The following is a 14,909-nucleotide window of genomic DNA, read 5'->3' as shown; positions in this document are numbered from 1 at the left end:
ACAAGCCGGCCAGTGCTTACTGCCAGCCGTAGCGACGGATGTAGAACTTCTTCAGCGCGGTGGTCAGAACCGCATAGCCGAACAGGATCGCCACCAGGAACGGCCAGTAGCCGGCCGGCAGGGCCTGCAGCTTGAAGTAGCCGGCCAGCGGACTCATCGGCAGGGCCACGCCGATGGCCATGATCAGGCCGGTCATCAGCAGCAGCGGCGGTGCAGCGATGCTCTGCAGGAACGGCACCTTTGGCGTGCGGATCATGTGCACGATCAGGGTCTGGGTCAGCAGGCCGACCACGAACCAGCCGGACTGGAACAGGCCCTGGTCGGCAGGCGTGCGTGCATCGAACACGTACCACATCAGGGCGAAGCAGGTCAGGTCGAAGATCGAGCTGATCGGCCCGAAGAACACCATGAAGCGGCCGATGTCCGCCGGGTTCCACTTCAGCGGCTTGCGTACCAGTTCCTCGTCCACGTTGTCGAACGGAATGGCAATCTGCGAGATGTCGTACAGCAGGTTCTGCACCAGCAGCTGCAATGGCAGCATCGGCAGGAACGGCAGGAAGGCCGACGCCACCAGTACCGAGAACACGTTGCCGAAGTTGGAACTGGCGGTCATGCGGATGTACTTCAGCATGTTGTTGAACGTGCGCCGGCCCTGGATGACGCCTTCCTCCAGCACCATCAGGTTCTTTTCGAGCAGGATGATGTCAGCGGCCTCCTTGGCGATGTCCACCGCGCTGTCCACGCTGATGCCGATGTCGGCCGCACGCAGCGCGGGTGCATCGTTGATGCCGTCGCCGAGGAAGCCGACCACCTTGCCCTGTGCGCGCAGCTCGCGCACCAGGCGCTCCTTGTGCAGCGGCGTCAGCCGGGCGAACACGCGATGGTGATGCAGCGCCCGCGACAGTGCACCATCATCCATGCGCTCGATCTGCGGGCCGGTCAGGATCGTGTCCGCCTCCAGCCCGACCTGGGCGCAGACGCGGGCGGTGACCAGTTCGTTGTCGCCGGTGAATACCTTCACCTCCACGCCATGCGCGGCCAGCGCCTGCAGTGCCTGCGCGGCGGACTCCTTCGGCGGGTCGAGGAAGGCCACGTAGCCGACCAGGGTCAGGTCGCACTCGTCGGCCTGCGAGTAGGCGGTCCGGCTGGCCGCGGTTTCCTTCATCGCCACCGCCACCACGCGCAGGCCCTGTTCGTTCAGTTCCTCGGTGGTCTGCCGCACGCGCGCCAGGCGCGCGTCATCCAGCGGCATGTCCTGGCCGTTCTCGCGCACGGCGCTGCACACGGCCAACATCTCTTCCACCGCGCCCTTGCAGATCAGCTCGTGATGATCCTCGCGCTCGGACACCACCACCGACATGCGGCGGCGCTCGAAGTCGAACGGGATTTCGTCCACCTTGTGGTAGTCCTGCGACAGCCGCAGCGAGCTCTGCAGCTCCACGTGTTCCAGCACCGCGCGGTCGAGCAGGTTGATCAGCCCGGTCTGGAAGTGGCTGTTGAGGTAGGCGAAGGCCAGCACGTCCTCCGAATCGTGACCGAACACGTCGGTGTGGCGTTCCAGCGCGATCTTGTCCTGGGTGAGGGTGCCGGTCTTGTCGGTGCACAGCACCTCCATCGCGCCGAAATTCTGGATCGCATCCAGGCGCTTGACGATCACCTTGCGCCGCGACAGCAGCACCGCACCCTTGGCCAGGGTGGAGGTGACGATCATCGGCAGCATTTCCGGGGTCAGCCCCACTGCCACCGACAGTGCGAACAGGAACGCCTCGGTCCAGTCGCCCTTGGTCCAGCCGTTGATCAACAACACGAACGGCACCATCACCAGCGCGAAGCGGATCAGCAGCCAGCTGACACTGTTGACGCCGGCCTGGAATGCGGTGGGCGCACGGTCGGTGGCGGTGCTGCGCTGGGCCAGGGTGCCGAAGTAGGTGCGGTTGCCGGTCGCCAGAACGATGGCGGTGGCGGTGCCGGACACCACGTTGGTGCCCATGAACAGCAGGTTGTGCTGCTCCAGCAGGCCGGCCAGGCCATCGCCCGGGTGCGCGAACTTCTCCACCGGCAGCGATTCACCGGTCATCGCCGCCTGCGCCACGAACAGATCCTTGGCGGTCAGTACGCGGCAGTCGGCCGGAATCATGTCGCCGGCCGACAGCACGATGTGGTCACCGGGCACCAGTTCGCGGATCGGCAGGTCCAGCAGGCGTGCCGGGCGACGGCTGTGCAGGTGTGCACCGAAGTACTGGTCGGCCACGTCGGCGGCCTCGGTACCCGGATTGCGGCGCAGCACCCGTGCAGTGTTGCCGACCAGGGCCTTCAGACGTTCGGCCGCGCGGTTGGAACGGCCCTCCTGCACGAAGCGGATCAGCGTGGACAGCAGCACCATCGCGCCGATCACGATCGTTGCCTTCAGGTCCTCGGTCAGCCAGGACACCGCCGCCAGCACGGTCAGCAGCAGGTTGAACGGGTTGCGGTAGCACTGCCACAGGTGGCGCCACCACGGCAGCGGCTTTTCGTGATCAACCTCGTTGGGGCCGAGCGTGGCCAGTCGCTCCCCGGCTTCGTGCGGGCTGAGGCCATCGGCATGCGAATCCAGCGTGGCCAGCAGCTCGGCTTCCGGCTGCTGGGCCAGGGTGACCAGGCCGGTGGTAAGCGCGAACGGCGCCGCTTCGGCGCTGCCCGGACCGAAGCCGGCCTCGGGCATCGCACGGCGGCGGAACAGGTTGCCTGCGCGACGGCTGCGCAGGAAGGCGTTGAACCAGGCGTTGAGCAGGCTCATGGGACTCTCCTCGAATGTCAGAGCCGGCCGGGGCCGGAACACGAACGGAACGGATGGAACAGGTCAGGCGTGGCGCATCGCCAGCACCGCCGGCGACCACGGCTGCATGTGCAGGCGCTGGCTGCCGCCGATGCACAGCGGCTTCATCGCATCGCGCAGGGGGTAGGGCAGGTGGCGCAGCACGTTGATGCGCTCGCTGATCGGCAGCAGCGACAGCGCGTCGGCCACCACGCGTGGCGAGCCGAGCGAGAGCGAACGGGCGAACATGACCGGGCCGTGCTGCAGCAGCTGGCTGCGCAGGGCGGCAACATCGCGCTCACCGATCAGGCGGCGCAGGGTGATGTAGAGGATCTTGTAGGACATGGGGGCGATCTCCAGGCAGGCGGCACCTGGCGATCCCCCGTCACTCAGGCAGGCAGGGACCGGCGGGCAGGCGCCAGGAACAGGCAACAGGCAGGCATCCAGGGCGCGTCGCGCCCGGCAGGGTCGGGGTCCATCTGCGTCTCCATGAGGGGAGGGTGCCGGCCGGGGTTGCCCTGGCCAGTGGTGCTATTGTCCGCCCCTGAATGGGGCAGTCCTAGAGGCTCGTGGGTTAGGCCGGCTATACCTTGGTATAGCCGTAGGCGGGAGAGCGTGCGCGGCCAACACGGCCAGGCGCGCGCACTGGCGCGCCGGCGCCGGGAATCAATGCGCGGCCGCAGGCGCGGTCTGCTTGCAAACGTCGTACTCGCCGCGGCTCAGTTTCTGGTCGCGGTCGGTATCGCAGGTGTGCAGGCGCTCGGCCCAGTCCGGTGCGACCGCATCCACGTCGGCCAGGGTGACGATGCCGTCCTTGTCCTTGTCGAGGGATTCATAGGCGGGCAGCAGCTTCACCTCGGTGACGTCTTCGGCTGCAGTGGCCTTGCTGGCCTCCTGTGGCTTGGAGCAGGCGCCCAGCAGCAGGGCGGTGGCAATCACGAGGGCAGCAGGGACGAAGCGGAAACCGGTCATGGCGTACTCCTGAGGGTGTGGGATCGCCAGCGTGGCGCCCTTGGCCGGATCATCGGCACCGCTCCGTAAGGGAGGTGCGAAGAACGCCGGTGTTCGCGCAGGTGGGTGGGCCATCGTTCACGGGACGCCCGAGGGACGACCAGCTGACGGAATTGTCAGGCAGGCGACAGCCAGGCGCCGGAGGCTACCGGTAAGGATGGCACCAGGCCCGCGCAGCCCCCGCGCCGGCACCGGTATGGACTCCCCGCATGCGAATTCCTTTCCTGTCCGCACGAATGCGTCGCCGCCACCTTGCACTGGGTGCGTTGTTGCTGGTGGTGCTGTCGCTGGTGATGCTGTTCCATGGTGTGTCGCGGGGTGACGCGCAGCCCGCCAGCACCCCGCCACCGGTGCCGGTGGTCACCGGTCGCGTCGAGCAGCGCGATGTGGCGCACTGGCGCAGCGGCGTAGGCACGGTGCAGTCATTGCAGAGCGCGGTGCTGCGGCCGCAGGTCGATGGCGTGCTCACCGAGGTGCTGTTCGAGGAAGGCCAGAAGGTGCGCAAGGGACAGCTGCTGGCCCGCATCGATGATCGCGCGATCCGCGCCGATCTGGGCGGCGCGCAGGCCGCAGTGGTGCGTGACCGCGCCACGCTGGATGCCGCACGCTCGGACCTGGCCCGCCTGCAGCACCTGTCCAGCGATCAGCTGGTGTCCCGGCAGATGCTTGAACAACAGGCCGCGACGGTACAGCAGCTGCAGGCGACCGGGCATGGCAACCAGGCGGTGGTGGACGCCGCGCAGGTGCAGCTGTCGTACACCCGCATCCTGGCGCCGATGGACGGCCGCATCGGCCTGCGCCAGGTCGATCCAGGCAATCTGGTGCGGGCCACCGATACCCAGGGGCTGGTCACCGTGCAGCAGACCGACCCGATCTCGGTGGTGTTCGCACTGCCGCAGGACGCATTGCCGCAGCTGCGGCAGGCATTGGCGTCCGGTGAAGTGGCGGTGCAGGCGCTCGACCGCGACGGCGGCCAGCTGCTGGCCGCAGGCCGCTTGCAAGTGATCGACAACCAGGTGGAGGAAACCTCCGGCACCGTGCGCCTGCGTGCGCGCTTTGCCAATGCCGATGATCGGTTGTGGCCCGGCCAGCTGGTCAGCGTGCGCGTGCGCACCGGTCAGAGCACCGGCGCCCTGGTGGTGCCGGCGGCGGCCATCCAGCGCGGTGTGGACGGCAGCTTCGTCTATCGCGTGCTCGGCGACGGCAGCGTGGAAGTACTGCCGGTCAGCGTCGGCGAGGCCGAGAACGGGCAGGTGGCGGTGCAGGGCGAACTGCGCGTGGGCGATGTGATCGTGCGCGACGGCCAGTCGCGCCTGCGCCCGGGTGTGGTCGTCGCTGAAGCCGCCGCATCGGCGGCACCGGTTGCCAAGGGCGGGGCCGCCCCATGAGTGCACGTGTCTCGCTGTCCAGCTGGTTCGTCAGGCACCCGGTGGCGACCACGCTGCTCACCCTGGCGGTGGTGCTGCTCGGCGTGGCTGCACTGCCACGGCTGCCGGTGGCGCCGCTGCCGGAGGCCGAATTCCCCACCATCCGGGTCAATGCCAGCCTGCCCGGGGCCAGTGCCGACACCATGGCGTCGGCGGTGGCCACGCCGCTGGAAACGCAGCTGACCGGCGTGCCAGGCATCATCGAGATGACCTCCACCAGCGCGCTGGGCAGCACCTCGATCACGCTGCAGTTCGATCTGGAAAAGGACATCGATACCGCCGCACAGGAAGTGCAGGCGGCGATCAATGCCGCCGCCGGGCGCCTGCCCAGCGACCTGCCGAACCTGCCGACCTGGCGCAAGGTCAATCCGGCCGACAGCCCGATCCTGGTACTCAGCGTGGTGTCGGCGCAGATGTCGATGACCGAGCTGAGCGATCTGGCCGAAAGCCGGCTGGCGCGTTCGATCAGCCAGATCAGTGGTGTATCCGAGGTCAACATCGTCGGCCAGCAGCGCCCGGCCATCCGCATCCAGGCCCAGCCGGAGCGCCTGGCGGCGATGGGCATGACCCTGTCCGACCTGCGCGGGGTGGCCCAGAACGCCAGCCTCAACCAGGCCAAGGGCGCGCTGATGGGCGAGCAGCGTACCTCCACCTTTGAAGCCAATGACCAGTTGTTCGATGCGCAGGACTACCGGCAGCTGGTGGTGGCCTACCGCGCGGGCTCGCCGGTGACGCTGGGCGACGTCGCGCAGGTAGTCGACGGTGCCGAGAACGCCTATGTGCAGGCGTGGCCGAACGGGCAGCCGGGCGTGGGCCTGATCATCAGCCGGCAGCCGGGCGCCAACATCGTGCGCACCACCGACGCAGTGCTGGCAGCGCTGCCGGAGCTACGTGCGAACCTGCCGGCCAGCGTCGATGTGGACGTGCTCAACGACCGCACGCGCACCATCCGCGCCTCGCTGCACGAAGTGGAAGTGACCCTGGTGCTGACCATCGTGCTGGTGGTGCTGGTGATGGGCCTGTTCCTGCGCCAGCTGTCGGCCACGCTCATCGTCGGCGCGGTGCTGGTGGTGGCGCTGGTGGCCACCTTCGCGGCGATGTATGTAGCCGGTTTCAGTCTCAACAACCTCACCCTGGTGGCACTGGTGGTGGCGGTCGGCTTCGTGGTGGACGATGCCATCGTGGTGGTGGAGAACATCCATCGCCATCGGGAGGCCGGATCGGGGCCGATCGAGGCCGCGCTGAAGGGGGCCGAGGAGATTGGTTTCACCGTGGTATCGATCAGCCTGTCATTGATCGCAGCGTTCATCCCGCTGCTGTTCATGGGCGGCGTGGTCGGGCGCCTCTTCGCCGAGTTCGCGCTGACCATCACCGTGGCCATCCTGATCTCCATCGTGGCCTCGCTGACACTGGCGCCGATGATGGCCGCGCACCTGATGAAGCGCATGCCGGCGCATCGGGACAGCCAGGACACGCTGGCCGGGCGCCTGCTGGCCGGCTACGACCGCAGCCTGCAATGGGCGCTGGGCCACCCGCGGCTGATACTGCTCGGCTTCGGCGCCACCGTGGCGGTGGCCGTGGCGTCGTACGTGATGATTCCCAAGGGCTTCTTCCCGCTGCAGGACACCGCGTTCGTCATTGCCACCACCGAAGCGGCGCAGGACATCGGCTTCGAGGAGATGGCGGCCAAGCACCAGCAACTGGCGAAGATCGCCGCCGAGGACCCGGCGTTGCTGGCCTACAACCATGCGGTGGGCGCAACCGGTGGCAGCCAGACGCTGTCCAACGGGCGCTTCTGGTTCATCCTCAAGGACCGTGGCGACCGCGACGTGGACGTGCACGCCTTCATCGACCGCCTGCGCGCGAAGATGGCCAGCGTGCCCGGCATCACCGTGTACATGCGTGCCGCGCAGGACATCAACCTCGGTGCCGGGCCGTCACGCACCCAGTATCAGTACGCCCTGCGCGGGCAGGACAGCCGCGAACTGTCGCGCTGGGCCGAACAGCTGACCACGCGCCTGCGCGGCCTGCCACAACTGCGCGACGTATCCAACGACCAGCAGGTGGGCGCCAGTGTCACCCGGCTGCAGATCGACCGCACCGCCGCAGCGCGCTTCGGCCTGACCGCCAACGATATCGACCAGGTGCTCTACGACGCCTTCGGCCAGCGCCAGATCAACGAGTTCCAGACCGACACCAACCAGTACCGGGTGATCCTGGAGATCGCACCGGGCCTGCTCGGCCAGGTCGATGCGCTGTCCTACTTCCACCTGCGCTCGCCGCTGACCGGGCAGATGGTGCCGTTGTCAGCGGTGGCGCAGGTGCAGCCGCCGGGCAACGGCCCGCTGTCGATCAGCCACAATGGCATGCTGCCGGCGGTGAACCTGTCGTTCAACCTGGCGCCGGGTGTCTCGCTGGGCGAGGCGGTCACCCTGGTCGGGCAGGCACAGGCGCAGATCGGCATGCCCGCCAGCATCAGTGGCCGTTTCCAGGGCACCGCACAGGCGTTCCAGGAGTCGCTGGCCAGCCAGCCGATGCTGATCCTGGCCGCATTGCTGGCGGTCTACATCATCCTCGGTGTGCTCTACGAGAGTTTCGTGCACCCGCTTACCATCCTGTCCACGCTGCCTTCGGCCGGTATCGGTGCGGTGCTGATGCTGTGGCTGTGGGGCCTGGACTTCTCGATCATGGCGCTGATCGGCATCGTGCTGCTGATCGGCATCGTCAAGAAGAACGGCATCCTGATGGTCGACTTCGCCCTCGATGCGCAACGCAATCGTGGATTGACACCCATGCAGGCGATCCACGAGGCCTGCCTGACCCGTTTCCGCCCGATCATGATGACCACGCTGGCGGCATTGCTCGGCGCCATTCCGCTGATGATCGGCTTCGGTACCGGCTCGGAGCTGCGCCAGCCGCTGGGCGTGGCGGTGATGGGTGGCCTGCTGATCAGCCAGGTGCTGACCCTGTACAGTACCCCGGTGATCTACCTGGCCCTGGACCGGCTGTTCCTGCAGCGCCGACGTGAGCGCAGGGCAGCGGCAGGCGCCGCGCTGACGGAGCCCGGATGAAACTGCTGATCGTCGAGGATGAGAGCAAGACCGCTCATTACCTGCGCACCGGGTTGGGCGAGCAGGGCTGGGCGGTGGATCTGGCCGCCGACGGCGTGACCGGCCTGCACCTTGCGCGCGAGTTCGACTACGACGTGATCGTGCTGGACGTGATGCTGCCGGGCATGGACGGCTTCAACGTGCTGCGCGAACTGCGTCGCAGCAAGCAGACCCCGGTGATCATGCTGACCGCGCGTGACCGCGTGGATGATCGCGTGCACGGGCTGGGGCAGGGCGCCGACGACTACCTGGTCAAGCCGTTCTCGTTCATCGAACTGCTGGCGCGCCTTCAGGCGCTGGTGCGGCGTGGGCGCCAGCAGGAGCCGACCGAGCTGCAGGTGGGCGACCTGCAGGTGAACCTGCTGGCACGACGCGCCTATCGTGACGGCGCGCGACTGGACCTGACCGGCAAGGAATTCGCGCTTCTGGCGTTGCTGGCGCAGCGACGCGGCCAGATCCTGTCCAAGACGGTGATTGCCGCCCAGGTCTGGGACATCAACTTCGACAGCAATACCAACGTGGTGGAAGTGGCGATCAAGCGGCTGCGCAGCAAGCTCGATGGCCCGTACCCGAGCAAGCTGCTGCACACCGTGCGCGGCATGGGCTACGTGCTGGAAGTGCGCGACGATGAAGGTGACGGTCGATGAGGATGTCGATTGCGCAGCGCCTGTCGGCGATGTTCGCGCTGGCCGCGCTGCTGGTGTTCACCCTGCTGGGCATCGGCGTGTACGGCGTGCTGGAGCGGCAGGTGGTGCGCTACCAGCACGCCGAGCTGCAGACCAAGCTGCACGCGGTCAGCGGCAGCGTGGCGATGTGCGATACCCGCGAACGCTGGAGCAAGGTGCGCGACAAGGTCGGCAACCTGATCTCCGGCGACCGCGACACGCTGGTCTGGGCGTGGAGTGATGACCCGACCTTCCGCATCGGGGCGGAGCGTCCTTCGGTGCGGCCACCGACCAAGGGCGATGCGGGGATGGGGACGCTGCAGCGGGCAGGCGGGCATCCATTGCGCACCCTTTACGAGCACGTGCCTGGCAAGGGGGTGCGGCCGGCCGTGGATCTTTGGATCGGCATCGATTCGGAGCCCTACACCCACGCATTGCAGCGCTTTGCGTGGGCGCTGTGGATTGCCGGCGCGCTGGGCGTGCTGCTGGTGGCCGGGCTAGGCTACTGGATCGCGCGCCTGGGGCTGGCACCGCTGCGCGCGCTTTCCGACGAGGCACGCTCGCTCAGTCCACAACGGCTGTCGCAGCGCCTGGCGGCCGATGGCCTGCCGGCGGAACTGGGCCACCTGACCAGCGCGTTCAATGGCGCGCTGGACCGGCTGGAAGCGGCCTACACCCGCCTGGACGGCTTCAATGCCGACGTCGCCCATGAGTTGCGCACGCCGCTGGCCAACCTGATGGGCCAGACCCAGGTGGCGCTGTCACGGCCACGCGACAACGCCGAGCTGCAGGAGGTGATGCAGTCCAACCTGGAAGAACTGGAACGGCTGCGTGCCATCGTCAACGACATGTTGTTCCTGTCGCGTGCCGGGCAGGGTGACATCGCCATGGAGACCCGTCAGGTTGCGCTGGCCGAGGAAGTGGCGGCCGCAGGCGACTTCCTCGAGCTGTTGTTCGAGGATGCCGGGCTGACCCTGCACATCGAGGGCGACGCCACCGCCCGCATCGACCCGTCGCTGTTCCGGCGCGCATTGACCAACCTGCTGCACAACGCCGTGCAGCATGCGCGGCCCGGAAGCGCGGTGCGCGTGCAGCTGCAGGCCGAAGGCGAGGGCGCGCGCATCGCGGTAATGAACGAGGGCGCCGGCATCGCTGCCGAGCACCTGCCGTTGCTGTTCGAGCGCTTCTACCGCGTGGACCAGGCCCGTGAGTACCGGAGCGAACGCCACCACGGCCTTGGGCTTTCGATCGTCAAGGCCATCGCCATGCTGCATGGCGGCGACGTGTTCGTGGCCAGCCACGAGGGGCTGACCACGGTGGGGTTCACGGTCGCCTGCTGAGGCGGCAGCTCAGCTGCGCTTGCCGAACTGGTCGGCAAATGCATCCGTGGCCCGTACCAGCGCGTCGACCGTGGCCGGTTCGTTCGCACTGTGGCCCGAGGTCACCATCTCCAGCCGCGCTTCCGGCCATGCCTTGGCCAGATCCCAGGCACTGCGCGGCGGGCAGATGATGTCGTAGCGGCCTTGCACGATCACCCCGGGCAGGTGGCGGATGCGGTCGATATCGCGCAGCAGCTGGTTGGCTTCAAGGAAGATGCCGTTACGGAAGTAGTGCGCTTCGATGCGCGCCTTCGCCAGCGTGTCCAGCGGATCATCGGTGGATACGGCATCCACATCGTGCTGCAGGGTGGCGGCGTTGTCCTCCCAGCCCAGCCACGCCTGTGCCGCTTCGATGCGGGTGGCTTCATCGGCGCTGTCCAGGCGCGTCCAGTAGGCGGCGATCATGTCGGCGCGCTCGCCCTCTGGAATATAGGCCTCGTAGCGGTCCCAGCGTTCGGGGAAGATCCAGCGCGCACCCCCGCTGGCCTCTGCGAACCAGCGGTTTTCGATCTCGCGGCCGAGGAACACGCCGCGTACGATCAGGCCGGTCGCACGCGCGGGATGCGCCTGCGCATAGGCCAGCGACAGCGTCGAGCCCCAGGAGCCACCGTAGACCAGCCAGCGTTCGATGCCCAGATGCTCACGCACCTTCTCGATGTCGGCCACCAGCGCCTGCGTGGTGTTGTCGCGCAGCTCGCCGAACGGCGTGGAGCGCCCGCTGCCACGCTGGTCGATCAGCACGATGTGGTAGCGCGCCGGGTCGAAGAAGCGGCGATGGGTCGGCGAAATGCCGGCGCCCGGCCCGCCGTGCAGGTACACCACCGGTATTCCGTCCGGCGTGCCGCACTCCTCGATGTGCAGGGTGTGCAGATCGCTCACCGCCAGGGTGAACTCGCGGTAGGGCTCGATGGCCGGGTACAGGGTACGCATGACGGGTGTCTCACAATCAGGGCCTGCCAGCATACCTCCCACCGTGGCAGCCAGCGTTGGCCCCAGCCTGCCTTGCAGGCGCCGGTTGGGCCAATAGGATAAATTGTAGGCCACTCACCTGGGGATCACGGTCATGGCGGGCTCAGACGTAGTGCAAGGCCCCGCCAGGCAGGCGGTGGCTGCGCGCCTGGACGACCTGCGCCAGCTGCGCCGCCGATTGCTGTACGGAGGCGGCGCGCTGATCTCCGCACTGGTAGTGCTGACCGCCCTGGTCAGTGCCATCGCCGATGTCGAGGAGTTCCACGCGCGGGAGCGGCATTCCTTCAACGAGGCGCGTGCCGCCGCCGAATACTACCTGCTGCAGCGTGATCGCGCCTATGCCACCTCCATCAACGGTAATGATGTGCTGTGGCGTGACCAGCGGGCCGGACTGGCCGCTTCCGGTGCCGGACTGGCCGCCCGCTTCCACGCGCAGGGCGAAGAAGTGCTGGTTCGCGCCGAAGGGCGTACTGCGGTGCCCTGGCTGGTGCTGGGGCTGAAGGACAAGCCGCTGCCGGAACAGGAACTGGCCGCGTACCTGGGCATGGTGGACATCTATTCGGCCTACACCGCCGATTCGATCACTTCACAGAATGCTTCCGGGCCATTGCTGGTCTATGCCTACGAGCCGCGGGGACGGCTGCTGGCGGTGTCCAACATCAGCGATGAATCCCAGTTGCTGCGCGCACTGGGTGTAACGACCCGCCAGCAGGCCTTTGCGCGGCTGCTGGGTGAGGAAGCGCGGTTCCGCCAGGCAACCGTGCGTCCCGGGCCCATCCGTGAAGCCGCGCGCGAGGGGCGCCTGATGTCGCGCTATGGCATCAATCCGTTCACTGGTCAGCCGTCGCTGATCGGCATGGTCACCCTGGCCGAAGGCACCACTCCGTACTTCCGGCGCGTGGTGTTTGAATCTGTCGGCAACATCAAGGCTCAGCTGGAAGCGCGCGAGCAGGGTCGCTACCTGGTCAGCACGGCAGAGCGGCAGGTGGTGCTCAGTACCGGCGGCCTGTCCAACCGGGAGCAGGATCTGTTGATGAGGCTCGCGCCAAGCGACACGGCGCGCGCAGGGAGACAGCCGCCGCGACGGTACAGCCAGGGGTCGTTCGTACTGGCCAGCGGGCTGCCAGGCGTCGAGTGGACCCTGAGCCATGTGTACGGCTGGTCCGATATCTGGCGCAGCCAGGGCGCCTACCTGCTGGCCCGTGCGCTCAGTGCGCTGCTGATCATCAGTCTGCTGTGGTGGCTGCTGCGGCGCATCGACCGGCGTGTGTTCACCCCGGCGCTGGCCGATGCTTCGCGGGTGTACGAGAGTGAGGCGCTGAGCCGGGTCATCATCGGGACGGCACCGGTCGGACTGGTCCTGCTGGCCAGGGACAGCGGTGAGCCGCTGTTGCAGAACGACGCAGCGCGTCAATTGGTTGAGACCGTACGCACGGCCAGCGAAGTCGCGTCGCCGCCACTGTACTTGCGCCTCGCCGAAGTGGGTCGCAATGCGCGCATCGATGAAGTACTGGAACTGCAGTGGTCTCCCGCCGAATCGGGCACCGCCACCCAGTTGCAGATCAGCATGGCGCAGGCCACCTATTACGAACAGCCGGTGTGGGTCTGCGCACTGCGCGACGTCACCGCCCAGGTGGAGCTGGAAGAAAACCTGCGCCGCGCTCGCGAGGATTCCGAGGCGGCACGCCAATCCGCCGAAGCGGCCAACCGGGCCAAGTCCGCCTTCGTAGCCACCATGAGCCACGAGATCCGCACGCCGCTCAACGGCGTGCTGGGCCATCTGGAGCTGCTGGCCCGCTCGCCGTTGCAGCCGGGCCAGCGCGAGCGGCTGGACCGCATCCGGTTCTCGGCCGACGCCCTGATGCGCATCATCAGTGACGTGCTGGATTTCTCCAAGATCGAGGCCGGCCAGCTGGATGTGGAGCCGGTGCCCTTCGCGTTGCGCCCGCTGATCGAAGGCGTGGCGCTGCTGTTCGCACCCGATGCGCTGCGCAAGGGCGTGCGCCTGTACTTCACCGTGGACGCGGCGGCCGGCCAGCTGTGCGTGGGCGATGCACACCGCATCCGCCAGATCCTCACCAACCTGGTGGGCAACGCGGTCAAGTTCACCGAATCCGGGCGCATCCTGCTGCGGGCAGAACTGCACCACTCGGCGGGGCAGGGTGCTCAGCTGCGCGTGCAGGTCATCGACTCCGGCATCGGCATGAACCCGGAACAGACCGCGCAGCTGTTCCAGCCGTTCCAGCAGGCGGACGCCAGCGTTTCGCGTCGCTACGGTGGCAGTGGGCTTGGCCTGGCGCTGTGCCAGCAGATCGCCCAGGCGATGGGCGGGCAGGTGTCGGTGGAAAGCACCGAAGGGGTTGGCAGCAGCTTCACCCTGCTGCTGCCGATGCAGGTACAGGCGTTGCAGCCGCCGCCCACGCAACCGCTGCTCGGCCGGCGGGTGACCGTCTTGTCGAGCACGCCGGAATGGCGCGCCGAGATGGAGCGCCTGCTGGTCGCGTGGGGGGCGACCGCCACCGTGTTCGACCGCCCGCAGAGCGACGACGAGGGCGGCGATGCGCTGCTGATCGTGGGCGACCACCGCGCATGGAGCATCGACGAAGAGCAGCAGCTGATGCAGGGCTACGCGCGCACCGTGCATGCCCATGCACAGGGCCCGCTCAGTGCGGAAACCCGCGGCGACCGCATCGAAGTCAGCAGCTACGTCAGCGAGGCCGTGCTTGAGGCACTGGCACCCGGCGAAAGAGCGGGGGGCCACGTGGCGGTGGTGAAGCCTGTACGAGCAACGGCCGCCCGCGGGCGCGTACTGCTTGTGGAGGACAACGCGGTGAACCGCGAGCTGATCCAGCAGCAACTGGAGGAGATCGGTTTCGCCGTGGACGCTGCCGGCAATGGTGCGGAGGCGTTGGAACTGTGGAAGGACGGTCACTACCGTGCGGTGCTGACCGACATCAACATGCCGGTGATGGATGGCTATGCCCTGGCCCGTGACCTGCGTCAGCGCGGCCAGTCGCTGCCGATCCTGGCGATCACCGCCACGGCGCTGGCCAGTGAACGCGAGCGCTGCCTTGCTGCCGGCATCGATGATCTGTTGCTGAAGCCTTTCAACCTGGACCGGCTTGAGGTTGCCCTGGCCCGCACCAACGCTCCAGCGGACCACGTACGCGGCCAGCAGCGGGGGGCGGGGCCCGCTGCGGTGCCGGTGCCTCGCGACATTCCCGCAGGCATCCGCCGGATTTTTGTTGATACTGGCGACCAGGATCTTCAGGCCATCCTCGATGCACGCGCCAACGGGGACACTGCAGCGCTTCTGGAGCGTGTGCACGGATTCAAGGGGGCCTTGCAGATGATGGGCGAGCAGGCGCTGGCCGAGCAGTGCGGCGAGATCGAGAGTGCGTTGCGCCAAGGTGCGAGCGCCAGCGATGGGGCCTTGGATGCGCTGCAGCTGGCTCTCAGCGCCCGCCTGGAGGACTATCGCCGCGATCTGGACGCATCCTTGTAAGATGCAGCGGCGAGGGCATGGCGTATCGATGCCGGTAGCCAGTTGCGAA

The 14,909-nt window shown here is 67.6% G+C and carries 9 protein-coding genes; 5 read left to right on the top strand and 4 right to left on the bottom strand.

The annotated features are described in order from the left end of the window. Positions 1 to 16: 16 nt before the first annotated feature. The 3 genes from mgtA to VN11_RS11780 form a co-directional block, all read right to left on the bottom strand. Entirely contained in the window at positions 17 to 2,776 is a 2,760-nt protein-coding gene (mgtA, locus tag VN11_RS11790; protein ID WP_053449856.1) for a magnesium-translocating P-type ATPase, read from the bottom strand. 63 nt (positions 2,777 to 2,839) lie between these two features. After that, the gene (locus VN11_RS11785) at positions 2,840 to 3,139 is read right to left on the bottom strand and encodes a hypothetical protein (RefSeq protein ID WP_006447714.1); all 300 of its coding nucleotides are present in this window, start codon (positions 3,137 to 3,139) and stop codon (positions 2,840 to 2,842) included. Positions 3,140 to 3,460: 321 nt separating this feature from the next. After that, positions 3,461 to 3,766, bottom strand: a complete 306-nt coding sequence (locus tag VN11_RS11780; protein WP_053449855.1) for a hypothetical protein — start codon at positions 3,764 to 3,766, stop codon at positions 3,461 to 3,463. Between the two features lie 248 nt (positions 3,767 to 4,014). On the opposite strand from VN11_RS11780, the gene VN11_RS11775 reads away from it, so the two are divergent. From VN11_RS11775 to VN11_RS11760, 4 genes are read left to right on the top strand one after another with little or no spacing between them, the layout of a single operon-like run. Beyond that, complete coding sequence (locus tag VN11_RS11775) at positions 4,015 to 5,193, top strand: efflux RND transporter periplasmic adaptor subunit (RefSeq protein WP_080374923.1); 1,179 nt, start codon at positions 4,015 to 4,017, stop codon at positions 5,191 to 5,193. Continuing rightward, positions 5,190 to 8,303, top strand: coding sequence for a multidrug efflux RND transporter permease subunit (locus VN11_RS11770; RefSeq protein ID WP_053449853.1), 3,114 nt, complete (start codon positions 5,190 to 5,192; stop codon positions 8,301 to 8,303). Before VN11_RS11775 ends, VN11_RS11770 begins: the two co-directional genes overlap by 4 nt. Next, positions 8,300 to 8,989, top strand: a complete 690-nt coding sequence (locus VN11_RS11765) for a heavy metal response regulator transcription factor (protein WP_005413570.1) — start codon at positions 8,300 to 8,302, stop codon at positions 8,987 to 8,989. The genes VN11_RS11770 and VN11_RS11765 overlap by 4 nt, the downstream gene beginning before the upstream one ends. Next, on the top strand, positions 8,986 to 10,347 hold the full coding sequence (locus VN11_RS11760; protein WP_053449852.1) for a heavy metal sensor histidine kinase: 1,362 nt from the start codon (positions 8,986 to 8,988) through the stop codon (positions 10,345 to 10,347). Before VN11_RS11765 ends, VN11_RS11760 begins: the two co-directional genes overlap by 4 nt. Positions 10,348 to 10,356: 9 nt before the next feature. Here the strand turns inward: VN11_RS11760 and pip are convergent, their stop codons facing one another. Beyond that, positions 10,357 to 11,316, bottom strand: coding sequence for a prolyl aminopeptidase (gene pip, locus VN11_RS11755; RefSeq protein ID WP_053449851.1), 960 nt, complete (start codon positions 11,314 to 11,316; stop codon positions 10,357 to 10,359). Between the two features lie 133 nt (positions 11,317 to 11,449). Between pip and VN11_RS11750 the strand changes: the two genes are divergently transcribed. Then, entirely contained in the window at positions 11,450 to 14,860 is a 3,411-nt protein-coding gene (locus tag VN11_RS11750) for an ATP-binding protein (RefSeq protein ID WP_053449850.1), read from the top strand. The last annotated feature ends 49 nt before the right edge of the window (positions 14,861 to 14,909 follow it).

It is taken from the genome of Stenotrophomonas maltophilia, from assembly GCF_001274595.1.
GTDB lineage: Bacteria > Pseudomonadota > Gammaproteobacteria > Xanthomonadales > Xanthomonadaceae > Stenotrophomonas > Stenotrophomonas forensis.
The sequence above is the reverse complement of the archived record's forward strand: the minus strand, read 5'-3'. Positions and strand labels throughout refer to the sequence as shown.

Excerpts from the sequence above, each read along its gene's own strand:
- mgtA (WP_053449856.1), bottom strand. The coding sequence starts at position 2,776 with ATGAGCCTGCTCAACGCCTGGTTCAACGCCTTCCTGCGCAGCCGTCGC.
- VN11_RS11770 (WP_053449853.1), top strand. The coding sequence starts at position 5,190 with ATGAGTGCACGTGTCTCGCTGTCCAGCTGGTTCGTCAGGCACCCGGTG.
- VN11_RS11760 (WP_053449852.1), top strand. The coding sequence starts at position 8,986 with ATGAGGATGTCGATTGCGCAGCGCCTGTCGGCGATGTTCGCGCTGGCC.
- VN11_RS11780 (WP_053449855.1), bottom strand. The coding sequence starts at position 3,766 with ATGACCGGTTTCCGCTTCGTCCCTGCTGCCCTCGTGATTGCCACCGCC.
- pip (WP_053449851.1), bottom strand. The coding sequence starts at position 11,316 with ATGCGTACCCTGTACCCGGCCATCGAGCCCTACCGCGAGTTCACCCTG.
- VN11_RS11765 (WP_005413570.1), top strand. The coding sequence starts at position 8,300 with ATGAAACTGCTGATCGTCGAGGATGAGAGCAAGACCGCTCATTACCTG.
- VN11_RS11775 (WP_080374923.1), top strand. The coding sequence starts at position 4,015 with ATGCGAATTCCTTTCCTGTCCGCACGAATGCGTCGCCGCCACCTTGCA.
- VN11_RS11785 (WP_006447714.1), bottom strand. The coding sequence starts at position 3,139 with ATGTCCTACAAGATCCTCTACATCACCCTGCGCCGCCTGATCGGTGAG.
- VN11_RS11750 (WP_053449850.1), top strand. The coding sequence starts at position 11,450 with ATGGCGGGCTCAGACGTAGTGCAAGGCCCCGCCAGGCAGGCGGTGGCT.